We start from the raw sequence: 17,357 nt of genomic DNA, 5'->3' as shown, positions 1-17,357 counted from the left end.
CGGGCCGCGTCGGCCGGCCCTCGGGCTACGCGCCAAACTCTCCCAGCAGCGCCTCGCGATCCTGATCGAGCCGGGGCGCCGGCCGTATCGCGCCGGACTGCCACGTCTCGCCGATCTTGATTGGATTGCCGGCCACGCGCAGCGATTTGTCGGCGCCGATGCCAACGTCCAGCAACATCTGCCGGGCTGCCACGTGGGCGTTGTCCATGATCTGCGGCACGCCGTTCAGCGGGCCATGCGGCACCCCGGCGGCCTCCAGCACAGCTTCCCATTCGGCTGTCGGCGCCTCGCCCAGGCGCGCCTCCAGGCATTGCTTCAGTTCGGCGTGATGCTCGTTGCGGGCCGGGACCGATGCAAACCGTGGATCGTCGACCCATTCCGGTTGCCCGAGTGCGCCACAGAGCCGTTCGAACAGGGCGTCGTTGCCAACGGCGATCACGACAAAGCCGTCCTGCGTGGCAAACATGTCGAACGGCGTGATCGACGGATGCCGGGTGCCGAGCGGCCTGGGCACGTTCCCGGTGGCCGAGAAGCGGGCGATGGGGTTTTCCAGCAGCGCCACCTGGCAATCGAGCATCGAGATATCGACCCGTTCGCCCAGCCCGGTGGCGGTGCGGCGCAGCAGCGCGGCCTGGATGCCGATGGTGGCATACAGGCCGGCGCCGATATCGCCAATCGACACCCCGACACGCGCCGGATTGCCGCCGGGCTCGCCCGTCACGCTCATCAGGCCGCCCATGGCCTGCACCACCATGTCGTAGGCGGGCCGGTTGCGGTAGGGGCCGGTCTGGCCAAAGCCGGAAATCGACGCGTACACCAGCCTCGGATAGCGGGCGCGCAGCATCTCCCATGTATAGCCAAGCTTGTCCATCACACCGGCGCGGAAGTTCTCCACCAGCACGTCGGCGCCTTCCAGCATCCGCTCCAGTACCGCGCGGTCCGACGCGTCCTTCAGATCGAGCGCGATGGACGACTTGTTGCGGTTCACCGACGCAAAGTAGGCCGACTCCCCATCGACAAACGGCCCCACCTGGCGCGAATCGTCGCCCCGGTCGGGATTCTCGATCTTGATGACGCGGGCGCCCAGGTCGGCCAGCATCATCGTGCAGTACGGGCCGGCCAGCACGCGCGTCAGGTCGACAACCGTGATGCCGTGCAGGGGGCCGTTTGGCGTAGTCATGCTTTTACTCCTTGAGGTTCGATGCGCGGGCGGGCATCAGTCGATCTTTGCGCCGCTCGACTGCTCCAGGTCGACGCCGATCTTGCCTTCGCGGGCCGCGAAGTCGCGGAAGTCGGCGACCGAAGCCGACACCGACACCTCGTCGCCCTGCGCCAGAAAGCGCTTGCGGAGTTCGGGGTCGGCCATGACCTTGGCCGTGGCCGCGAACAGCTTGTCGATGATCTCCGGCGGCGTTTTCGCGGGCGCGAAAAGCCCGTACCAGGCCGACAGGTCGTAGCCCTTGACCCCGCTTTCGGCGATGGTCGGCAATTGCGGATTGGCGTTGGAGCGCTGGGCCGAAGTCACGGCGATCGGCACCACCTTGTGGGTGTCGATCATCGGCTTGACCGAAGGCGCCGTGCCGAACGTCAGCTGCACGTCGCCGGCGGCCACGGCCTGGGCCGACGGCGCGCCGCCCTTGTATGGCACGTGCGTCATGCGCACGCCGGTGAGCTTGGTGAAGTAGACGCCTGCCAGGTGCGTGATCACGCCATTGCCCGAGGACGAGTAATTGATGGTGCCTGGATGCGCCTTGGCCTGGGCGATCAGGTCCTGCACGTTCTTGATGCCGCTGTCCTTGTTGACGGCCAGGATCAGCGGCGCGGCCGACAGCTTCGTGATCGGCGCGAAGTCGGACGGCTCGTAGCGGATGTTCTTGTAGAGCACCTTGTCACCACCCATCAGGCTGGCCGTGGCGATGTAGAGCGTGTAGCCGTCGGGCGCCGACTTGGCGACGTATTCGGCGGCAATCGTGGTGCCCGCGCCGGGCCGGTTGTCGACCACCACCGGTTGTCCAAGCTCGCGGCTCAGTGCATCGCCGTAGAGCCGCGCCGTGTTGTCCGCGCCGCCGCCGGCCGGAAAGCCGATCACGAGCCGGATCGGCTTGTTGGGGTAGGCCGCCTGCGCCGAGGCGGCAACGGGCAATGCCGCGAACAGCGTGCCGAAGATGGCGAGCGCGGCGCGATGGGTCAGGGTGATGGTCATGATGATGTCTCCTCCGTAGCTGTTTCGCCACTTGAGTGAATGGACGCGGCTGGGCCTGGCGTGGCTATCGGCCGCGGAACGCAGGGGTTCGTTTCTCCTTCCATGCCGCCGCACCCTCGCGCAGGTCTTCCGAGGTTTCGGAGCGGTGTATGTCGTGTTGCAGCGCGCCGCCATCAAGCCGGCCGCAGGCGATGTCGTTGAGGTGGCGTTTCATGCCGATCAGCGCGATCGGCGCCATGCCGGCCAGCTGGGTGCTCAGTGCCGCCACGCGCGCGGCCAGCGCATCGGCGGGCACCATTTCGGTCAGGAAACCGATGCGCAGCATTTCGTCGGCCTCGATGCGGTCGGCGGTCAGGAACAGCCGCTTGGCCGCGTTCAGGCCCAGCCGCGATACATAGCGCTCCATGCCGCCGCGATAGAAATGCAGCCCCAGCCGGGCAGCGGGCATGAACATGTCGCAACCCGGCACCCCGATCCGGAAATCGCACGCCAGGCACAGGTCGGTGGCGCCGCCATAGACGCCGCCCTGGATCGCGGCAATCGTGACGGGCCGTGCCGCCTCGATGGCATCGATCACGTCGCCGAAATTGGCAGCGCCTTCCTCGGGCTTGCCGCCCAGCGAGCCAATGTCGTAGCCGCTGCAGAAGTACTTGCCCTCGGCGGTGAAGCACAGCACCAGCACTTCGGACATGGCATTGACGGCGGCCACGTGGTCGCGCAGCGCGATCAGGTCGGCGGGGCTGAGCCGGTTGGCCACTTTGGGCCGGCGCAGCGTTATCGTGGCAACGCGTCCTTCGACGGCCAGGGAGGGTGAGGTATCATCCATCTCGTTATATCTCAAAGCCGAATTGATATATCAAAAAAGGCTACAGATATTTTTCTAAGGAAAATAGAGGGTATACCCGTGCAATCGCTACAAGATCGGATTCGCGAAAGCGTGATCGCCGCCATTCAGGCGGGAGAGCTGCGGCCCGGGGCGCAGATCGACGAGAAGATGCTGGCCGAACAGTTCGACAGTTCGCGCACGCCGGTGCGCGAGGCGCTGCTGATGCTGGCGGCCCAGGGGCTGGTGTCGATCGCGCCGCGTGCCGGCATGTTCGTCCACAAGCCGAGCGCTGCCGAGCTGGTGGCCATGTTCGAGACGCTGGCGGAGATGGAGGGGGTGGTGGCACGGCTTGCCACCCGGCGCATTTCGGCCGAAGGGCGCAAGGCACTGGCAGATTCGCACGAGGCCGCCGGCATTCCGGCGCGCGCACGCGATGCGGCGGCCTACGTCGAGGCCAATCGGGCCTTCCACGAGGTGTTGTACCAGGCGGCGGCCAACCCGTTCCTGTCGGAGCAGATCGTGCAGTTGCGGCGCCGCCTGGCGATCTACTGGCAGCGCAAGGATCTGATCAACGAGGCCCGCATAGCCACGTCGTATCGCGAGCACGGACACGTGGTGGAGGCCATTCTGAGCGGCCAGGCCGACGCCGCGGCCGAGGCCATGCGGACGCATATCTCTGCGGGCGGCAGGGCGCTGGCCGATCTGGTGCTATTGGCCGACGCGTCGGCGTAGCGGCCGAAGCGTGGCAGGTGGTGGAGGAACGGGGTTTGCGGGATGGCCCGGCCGTCCATGCATGAATCCGGAGACCATCGTGCCAGCCAGGCCAGGGCGGCCCGGCGGCGGCGATTAGCGTGGCGCCGGCACGGTTCCGGTATCGCGGGCCACGTTCAGGCGGCCCTGGTATGACACCTCGCCGGTCTGGCCGTCGGCGTCGAAGCTGCGCTCGACAAAATCGAAGCGGCCATCGTGCCGCACGCGCAGTATGGTGCTGGCGCGCGTGCCGTAGTTGGGCGATCGGATAAACGCCGACGACAGCAGCTTTTCCCATTCGGGTGCCACGCCGGTACTCGGCAGTTCCCAGTCCGGCGCCTGCTTTTCATCGGCCAGCAGTTGCAGGTACGGCTCGGGGTCCGATCCTAGCTGTCCGCGGTCGGCGGCCAGCACCTCGCACAGCGCGCCCACACGGCTGCGCACCTTGGGCCAGGGCGTATCGAGCAGCGCGTTGGACAGGCCATACAGGCCCGGCTTGAGCTTCTGCGGCTGGCGCGATTTGGACCGGTTGCTATACCACCAGAGATCGTGCAGATCGCTGGCGAGCAGGTTGAAGCCGTTGTACGCGCCGGGCGCGCGGGCCAGGTCGTGCAGGTATTCGTCGGGCGTCTGGTTGCCGCGCAGGAAATGCGATACCAGTTCGCCGCGCGAGCGCGCATCGGTACGTTTTTCGGAAGGCGCGCGGTAATTGGTCAGCGCCGCGAAACGGGCGCGCGAATCATCCGGCCATTCAGGCGATTCGGCGTTGGAGACGCCCATCCACGTGCCGGCATCGCCAATCACCTCCGCCAGGTCGCGACCGCCCAGCACTTCGTGGGCATCGTGCCACCAGTGCGCGGCCGCCGCCGGGCGGGCATAGAATTCGTCGCGGTTGCCAGCTACCACCAGGGCATAGTCCGGGTGCGATTGCCAGGCCACCAGTATCAGACACATGGGGGGCTTCCTCTTACTGCTTGCTACCGTCTTGCCATGCCGTTGTGAATGCGACCTGCACGGTCAGAGCACGTCCAGGTCGATGAACCGTTCGGCCATCCGCTCGCCGCTGATCCACTGCGCCAGCCCGCTCTGGCGCCACAGCCCGTCGAGCGTGGCATCGAACGCGGGCGGCACATCGGCGTAACACTCCATCCACGTCTGCAGGCCCGCGCGGGTCTCGGGCCTGCGCATCAGCGTACCACCAATCCCGGTCGCCTCGGCGACCGTTTCCATCCAGCGGTGCCAGTGCGGCAGCGCGTCCGCCGCGTGCGCATCGGGTACCTTGAAGTAGACGTAGAGATGATCGCTCATGGCAGAGTTCCCGTGGCGTTCAGCTGGCCGCTTCGGCCTCGTTCGGCAGCGGTACTTCGTACGGCAGCGCACGCGTGACCAGTGCCGGCCCGGTGGCGGCGCCCAGGTGCAGCGCGCCGGCGGCGGCGTCGATCTTCAGTTCGGCCAGGCCGTCCCAGCCGCCCAGCGGCGACGCCGCGGCATTGACGATCATGCCGCACGGCTGTTCCGGGTCCTCGGGGCGGAAAATCTCGGCGGCGGCGGCGGGCACCGCGCCTTCGCCCTGCACGCGCCACATGCGGCGCTTGAGCGTGCCGCGATACTGGCTGCGCGCCACCACTTCCTGGCCGGGATAGCAGCCCTTGCGGAAGTTCACGCCGCCCACCAGTTCGAAGTTGATCATCTGCGGCACGAACTGCTCTTGCGTGGGGGCCGTGATGCGCGGGATGCCCGCGCCAATGTCGAGCCAGTCCCAGAACGCCGGGGCGGCCGCCGCCAGCGTGGCGCCCAGCGTCTGTTGCAGTGCATCGGCGCGGTCGGCGGCGGCCACGATTTGCCAGCGCGCTTCACCTTCGGCGTCGGCCAGGCGGATCACGGTCACGCCATCGGCATGCGCCACGGCCAGCGGGCCTTGCGGCGCGGGCAGGCCAGCCTGGCGCAGCGCGGTTTCGGCACCGGCGCCGGCCACGCCCAGCACGCGGTGCGTGGCGGACAGGTCAGACAGCCTGGCCTTGGCGCGCAGCACGAACATGGTCAGGCGCTTCTGGATGGCCGGCTGGATGTCGGCCGACAGTTGCAGCACGATGCCTTCGGCATCGCGCCACGCCAGGAAGCTGGCCATCAGGCGACCCTTGGGCGAGCAGTAGCCGGCCAGCCGCGCCGCATCGGCGGTCAGGTCTTCCACGGCATTGGTCAGCTGGGTATGCAGGAAACTGGCGGCATCGTCGCCGGCCACGCGGATCAGGCCCAGGCCGGCGGGCGCGGTCACGATAGCGGCGGCGGGCAGGGCGGCGAAGCTGTCGGCGAGGGGCGGGAATTCAGTGGCGGACATGCGGACGGTCCTGGAAAACGTGTGGATGGATGAATTGGGGGCACAAGTGCAGAACACAACGTATGGCGGTGCAGGCGCGATCACGATACCGGCGCGGCACGCAATCGACACTGCAGGCCGCTGCGTAACGCTCGGTGACACATCGGGCACAAGGCTCCCGGTATTATATGGGCCTGTCGCCATTCCGGCCGGCCGCTCCAATGATCCCGACCCGCCGGCGGGGGCATGGCGGCCGGTCTTTATTCTTACTCCATGAAACGTCTGTTCCTGCGCCTGGTCGGGGTGTTGCTGGTCTTTGCCATGGCTGCCGCCGGCGGCTTTGCCTGGTGGGCCCGCCAGCCGCTGAGCCTGTCCGCATCCCCCGTCGAAGTCATCATCAAGCCGAATTCCGCCGTGGCGAGCGTTGGCCGCCAGATCCAGCGCGGCGGCGTGGGCATGGACCCGCGCCTGTTCCAGTTGCTGGCCCGCGTCACGGGCCACGCCGCCGAACTCAAGGCGGGCGGCTATCAGTTCGAAACCGGCGTGACGCCGCTCGATGTGATCGAAAAGCTCGCCAAGGGTGAGGTCACGCACTATGTGGTCACCGTGATCGAAGGCTGGGAATTCCGCAAGATGCGGGCGGCCGTGGACGCCAATCCGGCCCTGAAGCACGACACCCAGAACATGTCCGATGCCGAATTGATGAAGGCGATCGGCGCGGCCGAGGCGTCGCCGGAGGGTATGTTCTTTCCCGATACCTACCTGTTCGCGCGTGGCAGCAGCGACGTCGAACTCTACAAGCATGCCTACCGGGCCATGCAGAAGCGCCTGAACGACGCCTGGAACGCCCGCTCGCCCGACCTGCCATACAAGTCGCCGTACGAGGCGCTGGTCATGGCGTCGATCGTCGAGAAGGAAACCGGCCAGGCTGCCGAGCGGCCGCTGATTGCCGCCGTGTTCGTCAACCGGCTGCGCAAGAACATGATGCTGCAGACCGATCCGACCGTGATCTATGGCATCGGCCCGACCTTCGACGGCAACCTGCGCAAGAAGGATCTGCTGTCGGACACCCCTTACAATACGTACACCCGGACCGGCCTGCCGCCGACCCCGATCGCGTTGCCAGGACTGGCCTCGCTGGCCGCGGCCACCACGCCGGCGCCCTCCGATGCGCTGTACTTCGTGGCCCGTGGCGACGGCAGCAGCCATTTTTCCAGCTCACTCCCCGAACATAATCGCGCGGTCGACAAGTACCAGCGCGGAAAGCCCTGAATTCATGCGCGGCAGATTCATCACCTTTGAAGGCATCGACGGCGCCGGCAAGAGCACCCATATCGAATGGGTAGCCGGCCGCCTGCGCGAACGCGCCACCGTTGTCACGACCCGCGAGCCGGGCGGCACGCCGCTGGGCGAAGACCTGCGCGGCCTGCTGCTGCACCGGAAGATGGACCTCGAAACCGAGGCGCTGCTGATGTTCGCGGCTCGCCGCGAGCATATTGCCGACGTCATCGAGCCCGCGCTGGCGCGTGGCGACTGGGTGATTTCCGACCGTTTCACCGATGCCACCTTTGCCTACCAGGGCGGCGGGCGCGGCCTGCCGCGCGAGCGGCTGGAAGTGCTGGAGCAGTGGGTGCAGGGCGATCTGCAGCCGGACCTGACGCTGCTGTTCGACGTACCGCTGGAGACGGCGGCACAACGCCTGGCCAATGCGCGCGAGCCAGACAAGTTCGAGGCCGAATCGCGTGCCTTCTTCGAACGGACCCGTGCCGAGTACCTGCGCCGGGCCGCCGAGGCGCCGGGGCGCTTCCGCGTGATCGACGCCACGCGCTCGATCGAAGAAATTCGCGTCACGCTTGAGGAAATCATCTCAAGTCTTTGATTTATCGAATATATATGCGCGCGCTGATGTTGCCGGGCAAGGCTCGGACAATACATGAGACGATCGCGCTAACTGACTGATCTGCATGCTTTATCCCTGGCAACGAGAAGACTGGCAACGGCTGGCCGCGCTGCGCGACCGGCTGCCGCACGCGCTGCTGCTGCATGGGCAGCAAGGCATCGGCAAGCGCGACCTGGCGCTGCATTTCGCCCAGGGCCTGCTGTGCGAATCCCCGGTGGCCGATGGTCAGCCCTGCAACACCTGCGGCGCCTGCCACTGGTTCAGCCAGGGCAATCACCCCGATTTCACCGTGGTGCGGCCCGAAGCGCTGGAAGCTGGCGCGGGCGATGCCGATGGCGACGGCGAAGGTGGCAGCAGCAGTAGCAGTAGCAGCAAGAAGAAAGCGCCCAGCAAGATCATCCGCATGGAGCAGGTGCGCGGGCTGATCGAGGCGGTGGGCGTGGGTACCCATCGGGCGGGCCTGCGCGTGGTGGTGGTCTACCCGCTCGACGCATTGCAGACCGAGGGCGCCAACGCGCTGCTCAAGACGCTGGAAGAGCCGCCGCCGTCAACCGTGTTCCTGCTGGTCACAGACCGGATCGACCGCGTGCTGCCGACGATCCTGTCGCGCTGCCGCCAGTTCTCGGTCACGCGCCCGACCCAGGCCGCCGCGCTGGAATGGCTGCGCAGCCAGGGCGTGGCCGATGTCGAGGCGCAACTGGCGCTGTCGGGCGGCGCGCCGCTGACCGCGCTGCATGCCGCCGAAGCCGAAGAGCAGCCGCTGCAGCGCTTGCTGGTGGGCCAGCTGGGCGCCGGCGCCGCGTTCGATCCGCTGGCGGCGGCCGAGCAACTGCAGAAGCTGCCGGTCCCGGCCGTGCTGGGCGTGCTGCAGCGCTGGACCTACGACCTGCTGGCGCTGAGCCTGGGCACGGGCGCCGTGCGCTATTTTCCGAAGGAGCAGGCGGCGCTGGGACGCTGCGCCGGTGCCACCGACGCCCATCGGCTGCAGGGGTTTGCCGCCCGGCTGGTCAACCACCGGCGCAGCGAGAACCACCCATTGGCGGCGCGGCTGGTCATGGAATCGGTTTTTCTCGATTACCGGCAATTGTTCCGCTGAAAGCGACAAAACCGGCAGGGCGAAGCCAAAAACATAGGCATCGATGGGCACACGTGGTAAAAGTCGAGCCACGCATTTCCCATATTCCATAGCCCGCCCAAGCGGGCAAAGCACTGCAGGGGTCAAACATGAATGCACCAGTCACGATGCCGGCGCGTCCAGCGCCAGCCGCGCCAGTCAATCCGGCGGGGCCCGCCACAGGTGGCGCGCCGCAGCGGCCGAATGTGCTGTCGCTGTCGATCAAGGACCAGGCCGGGCTCTACGGCGCCTATATGCCGTTCCTGGCACGCGGCGGCATCTTCGTGCCGTCGAACCGCCCGTTCCGGCTGGGCGAGCAGGTCTTCCTGGTGCTTTCCTTGCTGGACCGGCCGCAGAAATACCAGGTGCAGGGCACTGTTGCCTGGATCACGCCGGCTGGCACGCCGATGAAGACCCCTGGTGTGGGCGTGCATCTGCCGGACGACGACAATGGCCGTGCGCTCAAGCGCGCGGTGGAAGAACTGCTGGGCAAGACCATCGAATCGGGGCGGCCCACGCAGACCTTGTAACCTCATGCGAGATGCGAAGCTTGCTTCGCAAGTGTCTGTTTTTATGAGTAATAGCGGTTTTGCGGTGCGTCTGGCGACGCGTGACGACCTGGCTGGCATCGTCGACATCTACAACAGTACCGTGCCGTCGCGCATGGTGACGGCCGATACGGAGCCGGTGTCCGTGGCTTCGCGCGAGGCGTGGTTTGCGGCGCACCTGCCCGAACGCCGCCCGCTCTGGGTATGCGAAGCCGCCGATGGCCGCATGGCCGGCTGGGTCAGCTTTTCGGATTTCTACGGCCGCCCGGCGTATGGCGCCACCGCCGAAGTCTCGATCTACCTGCACGAGGACTTCCGTGGCAAGGGCCTGGGCCGCTTCCTGCTGGAACAGGCCATCGCGCATGCACCCCGGGTGGGCGTCAACACGCTGCTGGGCTTTATCTTCGGCCACAACGCACCGAGCCTGGCCCTGTTCGAGCGCCACGGCTTCTCGCGCTGGGGCGACCTGCCGCGCGTGGCCGTACTGGATGGGGTCGAGCGCGACCTCGTCATCCTGGGCCGCCGCCTGGGCTGAGCGCGGAGTACGCACCATGTTTGTCGATTCCCACTGCCATATCGATTTTCCGGAACTGGCGCAGCGTCTGCCCCAGCTGCTGGAAAACATGAAGACCAACCAGGTCACGCATGCGCTGTGCATTTCCGTGACGCTGGAGGATTTTCCGCGCGTGCTGGCGCTGGCCGAGCAGCACCCCAACCTCTACGCGTCGGTGGGTGTGCATCCCGACTACGAGGAAGATGCCGAAGAGCCGACGCTGGAGCGGCTGGTGACGCTGTCCGCCCATCCGCGCGTGGTGGGCACCGGCGAGACCGGCCTGGACTACTACCGGCTCAATGGCCGCAGTGTCGATGACATGGAATGGCAGCGGGAACGTTTCCGCACCCATATCCGCGCCGCGCGCCAGACCGGCAAGCCGCTGATCATCCATACCCGGTCGTCGGCCGACGACACGATCCGCCTGATGCGAGAGGAAAATGCGCGCGAGGCCGGCGGTGTCATGCACTGCTTTACCGAGACCTGGGACATTGCGAAGCAGGCGCTTGACGAAGGTTTCTACATCTCGTTCTCGGGCATCGTCACGTTCAAGAGCGCGGCAGACCTGCAGGAAACCGCGAAGAAGGTGCCGCTGGACCGCATGCTGATCGAAACCGATTCGCCGTATCTGGCGCCGGTGCCGTATCGCGGCAAGACCAACGAGCCGGCCTGGGTTCGCCATGTGGGCGAATTCATCGCCAGGCTGCGCGACGTGCCCGTGGAGGCCGTGGCAGAGCAGACGACGGATAACTTCTTTCGTCTTTTCAAGCACATAGACAGGAATTCTCATGCTTGATATCAAGATTCGACGCCTGGCATCGGCAATGGCCCTGGTAGGCCTGACGGCGATGTCCGGCTGCGCGCTGGTGCAGGCTGCACCGGCCGATGACATGCGCAAGGCCGTGGAATTCGACGACGGCAATACCGTGCAGAAGCTGCTGGCCAAGGGCGTGGACCCCAACCTGGTGGATAACCGCGGCAATCCGATGCTGGTGGTGGCGCTGCGCGAAAAGTCGAAGAAGGCGGCCACGGCGCTGATCAAGGCCAAGAACATCGACTTCGACAAGACCAACCCGGCCGGCGAGAACGCGCTGATGATGGCGGCGCTCAATGGCGATCTCGACATGATCAAGCTGATGGTCGATGGCGAAGAGGCCGAGGTCAACAAGAAGGGCTGGGCGCCGCTGCACTACGCCGCGACGAACGGGCACAACGACGTGGTCAAGTACCTGGTCGACCATGCCGCCTATCTGGACGCCGAGAGCCCCAATGGCACCACGCCGCTGATGATGGCGGCGCGTGGCGGGCATATCGAGACGGTCAAGCTGTTGCTGGACGAAGGTGCGGACATGCGCCTGAAGAACCAGCAAGGCATGACGGTGGTCGACTTCGCCGAGCAGTACAACCAGAAGGAAATCGCCGACGGCCTGAAGTCCCGCTGGCAGAAACTTTACGGCAATGTGCCGGCTCCGGCACCCAAGCCGAAGCCCTATGTGGCGCCGAACAGCCAGCCGCAGCCCAAGGCCTACTAAGGTCTACCGAGGCCTAAAAGGTCTCTACCTGGGCCTGCAGAGGTCTTTGAAGTCTTGAGCCCTGCCGCCATCGCGTGCAGGGCCGCCCGAGCCGGTGTCCAGCCCCGGCTCCGCCTCAGGGAAATTCGCGCTCGGAGATTGTCACCGAGCGCGACGTGCCACCCGGCACCGCGTACAGCTTGAAGACATTGCGATTGGCACTGGTGCCCGCTGCCTCGCGGACTTCCGAGAGATCGAAGCGTTCCGAGCGGAAGATCTCGCCGGAATCCAGGCTCTGGTAGCGCAGGTCGTAGGCGCCGGGCGAAATATTCTCCATCGTGAACGACGAACCGCCGCGCACAAAGCTGGTGCGCACCGGCAGCGGCGCATTGCCGTCGACGGCCACCAGTTTCAGCAGCACGTCGGACGCGCTTCCCGAATTGTCCACCGTCAGCGTCGACAACCCATTCCCGTTCAGTACCGGATACCCCGGCAGGTAGCCCGAATGATCGGGCCATGGCATGCCGCGCGGCGTCATCGACGGCCGGGTATAGCCGCGCTCGCGGCTGGCGAGCTGCACGCCCGGCGACACAGTCCTGACCAATGCGGGCGCCTGCGCCTGCGCCGCGCTGGCGGGCACTGGGCGGGCATCGGTACCGCTGGCCGTCGCCTCTCCGGGGCCCGACCAGTCTCCAAGCATGATGACGATGATCGCGCCGATGGCGGCATAGAGTGCGATCGATCCATATTTCGGCAGCGGCACGGCGGGACCGTCGGCGCCGCGCTCGCGGGCGGCGCGGCGGGTGCGTTCCTGGCGCTCCTGCCGTTCCGGACGTGCCTTGCGTGAACGGAACGGCGGCGCGTCGGCAGGCTCCGGCTCGGCGGCTCGGGCCTGCTGCGCCGGGCGGGCGGCCGACTGGCGCGCGGCCTGCTGACGCTGCGCGGCCTGGCGTTGGGCCTGGGCCGCCGATGCGCGCTGGGCCTGCGCCTGCCGTAGCGTCCGCTCGGCCTCGCGCTTTTCTTCGGCAATGATCCACTGGTCGTGCTCGGCCCGGCGTTCCGGGTCGCTCAGCACCTCGTAGGCCGCGTTCAGCAGCCGCATGATGCGATTGGCTTCCTCGCTGTCCGCGTGCCGGTCGGGATGATATTTCTGGCTCAAGGATTTGTAGGCGGCCCGGATCACTTCGGTCGGGGCGTCACGTGAAACCTTGAGGTTGTCGTAGTGGGTGTGCATCAAGCAGAAAGACGCAATGGCGGTGGTCGACAACAGATAACGGCAATTCGCCGCGAATATCAAGCCTGAACGCGCAGGCCAGGCCTGGCGCCGACAAGTTTCACGCAACCGGGGGATGGGGTCTGCGGGGTGCCGAACAAAGCAGCCAGGCCGCCCGCCCGGCGGCGCGATGGTCGTGCGCATCGCGCCGTGGCCGCTGGTGTTGTTTTTTGGGGCAACATGGTCTGGATGGGTCTGACTTTTGGCATGCTGTCCGTCGGCGCGCAAATGCGGCCTTGCACCAACCGTCTGCCTGGCGAAGAGCAGGTGGCGTGGGATCGGGCAGATGCCGCGGAATCGGCGTCCGAACAGAAAACACTAAAGAAATCCGGCAGCCTGCCGATAATGGCGGCCAACGATAAGAATCAGAGCAAGGGGCCGGCCCGACCAGAGCCCCGCTTGAACGGGTACGCGAGGCATGGGCTTCGTGCGCCATTTGATAGGGGCGATTGCATGCTGAGAAGAATCAAGGCGGAACAGCTGCAGATTGGCATGTTCGTGGCAAGGCTGGGCGGGCCGTGGATCAACCATCCGTTCTGGCGATCGCGTTTTCTGGTCACCAGCGACGAGCAGGTGGAGCAGATCCAGTCCGCCAACGTGCAGGACGTCTGGATCGACATCCTCAAGGGCCGGAACCTGCCGACACCGGCGGCGCCGGACATGATGGAGGCCGACGACGCCACCGACGATCCGGAAGCGAGCTTCGAGGACGAACTGGAGCGCGCGCGCGAGCTGATCAAGACCGGCCGCGCGCTGGTCGGCAACCTGTTCAACGACGTCCGCATGGGCCGCGCGCTGGAAACCAACGGCGCGCTGCTGCTGGTGGATTCGGCCTCGACATCGCTGTCGCGCCATTCCCAGGCGCTGCTGGCGATGGCCCGGCTCAAGGTCAAGGACGACTACACGTACCTGCATTCGTTCTCGGTCTGCGCGCTGATGATCGCCGTGGGCCGCAACCTCAAGCTGCCCGACGGCGAGGTGCGCGAACTCGGGCTGGCAGGGCTGGTACACGATATCGGCAAGCTGACGCTGCCCGAATCGCTGCTGATGAAGGGCGGCGACCTGTCGCCGTCCGAAGCGGAGCAGATGCGCCGCCATCCGTCGGCCGGCTACCGGATACTGAACGAGGCGCGGCTCTATACCAACATTCCGCTCGATGTCTGCGTCCACCATCATGAACGGGTGGACGGGCGCGGCTATCCGTTCGGGTTGCTGGAGCACGAGATCAGCGTCCACGCCAAGATCGCGGCCATCTGCGACACCTACGATTCGCTGACCTCGCCGCGCCCGAACCACCTGGCGTGGTCGCCGGCGCGTGCCATGGAATACATCGCGGTACGCGTCGATACGCTGTTCGACCGCCGCGTGTTCAAGGCGTTTACGCGCACCATCGGCATCTACCCGCTGGGCACCGTGTTGCGGCTGCGCTCGGGCCGGCTGGCGGTGGTCTGCGGCCAGAACGAAGGCGAGCCGCTGCGGCCGCGCGTGATGGTGTTCTACTCGGTGACCGACGCCAAGCCGTTGCCGCCCGAGGTGCTGGACCTGACCCAGGCCGACGATACGGTGATTGCGTTCGAGGACGCTCGCCAATGGGGCTTCAGCGACGACCAGCTGATGGCGATGTACGCGCCGCACGCAAGGTAGGTCGCGCAGGGCAGGGCGCGGCAACGCACGGTGGGTGCTTCAGTCCTGGAGCACCCACGGCGACTGCCGCAGCGCGTCGGTTACGAAGTCGTTGAAGGCGCGCACACGTGCGCTATGGCGCAGATCCGGATGGGTCAGCAGCCAGAGCGGGGTGTCGAGCGCGGGCTCCGGCTCGGCCAGGCGCACCAGCGATGCATCGGCGTCGCCCAGCATACATAGCAGCATGCCCGCGCCCATGCCGAGCCGCACGGCCTGCGCCATGGCGACCAGGCTGTCGGCACGCACCGCGCAGCGGTCGGCGGCCACGTTGGCAAGCGCCCAGCGCGCCTGCGCCAGGTGCGCGAGGCTGTCGTCCGGCAACACCCACCAATGGCCGGCCCAGTGCGCCTGGGCGGGCGCTTCCATCCGCTGCAGATAGTCGCGCGACGCATAGGGCGCGGTCTGCAGCCGTCCTGCGTGCCGGCCCAGCAGGTGCTCGGGCGGTGCCGCAGCCGGGCGCACGGCCACGTCGGCCTCGCGGCGGGTCAGGTTCAGGAAGGTGTTGTGGATCACCACCTGCAACTCGATGCCGGGATGCCGGACCCGGAAATCGGCCAGAACCGGCATCAGCAGGCCGTAGGCGAGGGTATCGGTGGTGGTCACGCGCAGCGGCCCGCTCAGTTCGGTGTCGCGCCCGGCCAGCACGCGTTGCGCGGCATCGATCTGTTCGCCCACGCCATCGAGTTGCCCGGCCAGCGTTTCACCGGCCGGGGTTATCACATAGCCGCCCAGATCGCGCGAAAACAGCCGCGTGCCAAGGTCTTCCTCAAGCTTGTTCAGCCGCCGCAACACGGTGGAATGATTGACCCGCAGCGCCCGCGCCGCCGCCGCCAAAGACCCGCGCCGGCTTACGGCCAGGAAAACGCGCAGGTCGTCCCAATCTGCCTCCTGCATTTTTGCATTGCCTTTCCGCGATTTGTGCGAATGGTTATGCCAATCTGCAGAGCCTACAGTGTGGCTCCAGGAAGGGCAACCGGGGTTGCCCGATGCGAGGAGAGCAACATGGCGTGGACGCTGCTGGTCGTGGCGGGACTGATCGAGATCGTAATGGCGCTGGCCCTGAAGCACACCGACGGCTGGACGCGTCCGGGGCCGACGCTGCTGGGCATTGGCGCGGCGCTGGCCAGCATCTACCTGCTCAGCGCGGCGCTGCGGCATCTGCCCGTGGGCACCGCCTATGCGGTGTGGACCGGCATCGGGGCCATCGGCGTGACGCTGATCGGCATCGTGTTCCTGGGCGAAAGCGCGTCGCCGGCGCGGCTGTTGCTGATGGCGCTGATCTTCGTCGGCATTGGCGGGCTGAAGCTGCTGCCGGCGTAAGACAAATCCGAATTTGCAGGGTCAGGCATACAAAGTGTGGCGCCGGGACGCATGGCTAGTAGACTTGTCGGCTGTTCCGAACCGAATCTCCTTGCATTGCCTTGATGACATTTGACGCCCTGCTGGATCTGTTCCAGCAACGCATTCCCGCCCATCCGTGGGCGCAGATCTCGCTATATGTGCTGGCGCTGGCGCTGATTGCCGCCGTCGCGCAATGGCTGGTGGCCCGTGTGGTGGGCCGTGTGGTCTATCGTGTGCTGAGCCTGTCGGGCAACCGCGAATGGGCGGCCGCGCTGATGCGCCATCGCACTTACCGGCGGCTTGGCTACGCGGTGTTCCTGGCCGTGATCACGGTCGGCATCAGCCAGGTGCCGGACCTTGGCAAGTTCTCGATCCTGATCGAGCGGCTGGCGCATGCCGGCACGTGGGTCAGCGTTTTCCTGATGCTGTCAGGCGTGCTCGGTGCCTGGCAGACCGTCTTCGCCAACAGCCGCCGCGCGCAGACGCGGTCGATCAAGGGCTATGTGCAGATTGCCCAGCTGGCGCTGTGGCTGGTGTGCGGCGTGCTGGTGCTGTCGATCCTGATCGACCGCTCGCCGCTCTGGATGCTGTCCGGTATCGGTGCGCTGTCGGCGGTGCTGCTGCTGGTGTTCAAGGACACGCTGCTGTCGCTGGTGGCCAGCACGCAACTCACATCGAATGACATGCTGCGCATCGGCGACTGGATCGAGATGCCGCAGTCCAACGCCGACGGCTTCGTGATGGATATCGCGCTGCACACGGTCAAGGTCAAGAACTGGGACAACACCGTGACCACGGTGCCGACCTACAAGCTGTTCTCCGAGAGCTACCGCAACTACCGGCACATGTTCGAGTCCGGCGCGCGCCGCATCAAGCGCACGCTGCGCATCGACGCCACGTCGGTACGGTTCCTGGACGATACCGAAGTGAAGGCGCTGATGCGCTTCCGGCTGCTGCACGACTATCTGGAGGTCAAGCAGCAGGAAGTGGAGCAGACCAACCGCGCGTTGCAGGGGCAGGACACCGATCCCGTGAACCGCCGGCGCCTGACCAATCTGGGCACGTTCCGCGCCTATGGCATCGCGTTCCTCCGGGCGCACCCCGATATCCACCGCGACCTGTTGCTGAACCTGCGCATGATGGAGCCAGACTCGCAGGGCATTCCGATCGAGGTCTACTGTTTCAGCACGCGCACGGGCTGGATGGACTACGAGCGCATCCAGGGCGACATCTTCGACCACCTGTTTGCGATCCTGCCGGAACTGGGCCTGCGCCTGTACCAGGCGCCTTCGGGGGCGGATTTGAGCGGGCTGCGCGATTCGCCACGCGGCGCGCATG

The 17,357-nt window shown here is 66.5% G+C and carries 19 protein-coding genes; 11 read left to right on the top strand and 8 right to left on the bottom strand.

The annotated features are described in order from the left end of the window. Positions 1 to 25: 25 nt before the first annotated feature. From A9J21_RS17830 to A9J21_RS17820, 3 genes are all read right to left on the bottom strand, one after another. Positions 26 to 1,180 (bottom strand): CaiB/BaiF CoA-transferase family protein, encoded by a 1,155-nt coding sequence (locus A9J21_RS17830; RefSeq protein ID WP_066738020.1) that lies wholly within the window; start codon positions 1,178 to 1,180, stop codon positions 26 to 28. Between the two features lie 36 nt (positions 1,181 to 1,216). Then, positions 1,217 to 2,203, bottom strand: coding sequence for a tripartite tricarboxylate transporter substrate binding protein (locus A9J21_RS17825; protein WP_066738019.1), 987 nt, complete (start codon positions 2,201 to 2,203; stop codon positions 1,217 to 1,219). A 64-nt stretch (positions 2,204 to 2,267) separates the two neighbouring features. Then, the gene (locus A9J21_RS17820; RefSeq protein WP_066738017.1) at positions 2,268 to 3,029 is read right to left on the bottom strand and encodes an enoyl-CoA hydratase/isomerase family protein; all 762 of its coding nucleotides are present in this window, start codon (positions 3,027 to 3,029) and stop codon (positions 2,268 to 2,270) included. A 78-nt stretch (positions 3,030 to 3,107) separates the two neighbouring features. Between A9J21_RS17820 and A9J21_RS17815 the strand changes: the two genes are divergently transcribed. Continuing rightward, the gene (locus A9J21_RS17815) at positions 3,108 to 3,761 is read left to right on the top strand and encodes a GntR family transcriptional regulator (protein WP_082926495.1); all 654 of its coding nucleotides are present in this window, start codon (positions 3,108 to 3,110) and stop codon (positions 3,759 to 3,761) included. 114 nt (positions 3,762 to 3,875) lie between these two features. Here the strand turns inward: A9J21_RS17815 and A9J21_RS17810 are convergent, their stop codons facing one another. From A9J21_RS17810 to A9J21_RS17800, 3 genes are all read right to left on the bottom strand, one after another. Further along, positions 3,876 to 4,733, bottom strand: coding sequence for an NRDE family protein (locus tag A9J21_RS17810; RefSeq protein ID WP_066738013.1), 858 nt, complete (start codon positions 4,731 to 4,733; stop codon positions 3,876 to 3,878). Positions 4,734 to 4,796: 63 nt separating this feature from the next. Then, positions 4,797 to 5,087, bottom strand: a complete 291-nt coding sequence (locus A9J21_RS17805) for a DUF4936 family protein (RefSeq protein ID WP_066738011.1) — start codon at positions 5,085 to 5,087, stop codon at positions 4,797 to 4,799. A 19-nt stretch (positions 5,088 to 5,106) separates the two neighbouring features. Continuing rightward, the gene (locus A9J21_RS17800; protein ID WP_066738009.1) at positions 5,107 to 6,117 is read right to left on the bottom strand and encodes a folate-binding protein YgfZ; all 1,011 of its coding nucleotides are present in this window, start codon (positions 6,115 to 6,117) and stop codon (positions 5,107 to 5,109) included. 252 nt (positions 6,118 to 6,369) lie between these two features. Here A9J21_RS17800 and mltG point away from each other — a divergent pair, with 252 nt between their 5' ends. The 7 genes from mltG (at position 6,370) to A9J21_RS17765 (ending at position 11,743) form a co-directional block, all read left to right on the top strand. Next, positions 6,370 to 7,368: an endolytic transglycosylase MltG gene (gene mltG / locus A9J21_RS17795; RefSeq protein ID WP_066738007.1), complete on the top strand. Its 999-nt coding sequence runs from the start codon at positions 6,370 to 6,372 to the stop codon at positions 7,366 to 7,368. A 4-nt stretch (positions 7,369 to 7,372) separates the two neighbouring features. Next, the gene (tmk, locus tag A9J21_RS17790; RefSeq protein WP_066738005.1) at positions 7,373 to 7,975 is read left to right on the top strand and encodes a dTMP kinase; all 603 of its coding nucleotides are present in this window, start codon (positions 7,373 to 7,375) and stop codon (positions 7,973 to 7,975) included. A gap of 85 nt (positions 7,976 to 8,060) precedes the next feature. After that, positions 8,061 to 9,092, top strand: coding sequence for a DNA polymerase III subunit delta' (locus A9J21_RS17785; protein ID WP_066738003.1), 1,032 nt, complete (start codon positions 8,061 to 8,063; stop codon positions 9,090 to 9,092). Between the two features lie 128 nt (positions 9,093 to 9,220). Further along, on the top strand, positions 9,221 to 9,640 hold the full coding sequence (locus tag A9J21_RS17780; RefSeq protein WP_066738001.1) for a PilZ domain-containing protein: 420 nt from the start codon (positions 9,221 to 9,223) through the stop codon (positions 9,638 to 9,640). 43 nt (positions 9,641 to 9,683) lie between these two features. Continuing rightward, entirely contained in the window at positions 9,684 to 10,193 is a 510-nt protein-coding gene (locus A9J21_RS17775) for a GNAT family N-acetyltransferase (RefSeq protein ID WP_066737999.1), read from the top strand. A gap of 16 nt (positions 10,194 to 10,209) precedes the next feature. Then, complete coding sequence (locus A9J21_RS17770) at positions 10,210 to 11,007, top strand: TatD family hydrolase (protein WP_066737993.1); 798 nt, start codon at positions 10,210 to 10,212, stop codon at positions 11,005 to 11,007. Next, a complete protein-coding gene (locus A9J21_RS17765; RefSeq protein WP_066737991.1) occupies positions 11,000 to 11,743 on the top strand; it encodes an ankyrin repeat domain-containing protein in 744 nt (247 codons plus the stop codon). The genes A9J21_RS17770 and A9J21_RS17765 overlap by 8 nt, the downstream gene beginning before the upstream one ends. A gap of 115 nt (positions 11,744 to 11,858) precedes the next feature. Here the strand turns inward: A9J21_RS17765 and A9J21_RS17760 are convergent, their stop codons facing one another. Further along, on the bottom strand, positions 11,859 to 12,956 hold the full coding sequence (locus A9J21_RS17760; RefSeq protein WP_066738896.1) for a J domain-containing protein: 1,098 nt from the start codon (positions 12,954 to 12,956) through the stop codon (positions 11,859 to 11,861). 492 nt (positions 12,957 to 13,448) lie between these two features. Here A9J21_RS17760 and A9J21_RS17755 point away from each other — a divergent pair, with 492 nt between their 5' ends. Next, positions 13,449 to 14,639 carry an HD-GYP domain-containing protein gene (locus tag A9J21_RS17755; protein WP_066737988.1) on the top strand — a complete coding sequence of 397 codons (1,191 nt, stop codon included), beginning with the start codon at positions 13,449 to 13,451 and terminating at the stop codon, positions 14,637 to 14,639. 39 nt (positions 14,640 to 14,678) lie between these two features. Here A9J21_RS17755 and A9J21_RS17750 read toward each other — a convergent pair whose 3' ends face one another. Beyond that, entirely contained in the window at positions 14,679 to 15,572 is an 894-nt protein-coding gene (locus A9J21_RS17750) for a LysR family transcriptional regulator (RefSeq protein WP_066737986.1), read from the bottom strand. Positions 15,573 to 15,680: 108 nt separating this feature from the next. On the opposite strand from A9J21_RS17750, the gene A9J21_RS17745 reads away from it, so the two are divergent. Together A9J21_RS17745 and A9J21_RS17740 are read left to right on the top strand one after the other, a co-directional pair. Beyond that, positions 15,681 to 15,998, top strand: a complete 318-nt coding sequence (locus A9J21_RS17745; RefSeq protein ID WP_066737984.1) for a multidrug efflux SMR transporter — start codon at positions 15,681 to 15,683, stop codon at positions 15,996 to 15,998. A gap of 104 nt (positions 15,999 to 16,102) precedes the next feature. Further along, positions 16,103 to 17,357: mechanosensitive ion channel family protein (locus tag A9J21_RS17740; RefSeq protein ID WP_066737982.1), on the top strand; the 1,255-nt coding region annotated here is incomplete at its 3' end.

This window comes from Cupriavidus sp. D384, from assembly GCF_001652915.1.
GTDB lineage: Bacteria > Pseudomonadota > Gammaproteobacteria > Burkholderiales > Burkholderiaceae > Cupriavidus.
Note: the sequence above shows the minus strand (reverse complement) of the source record. Positions and strands in the feature narration are given on the sequence as shown.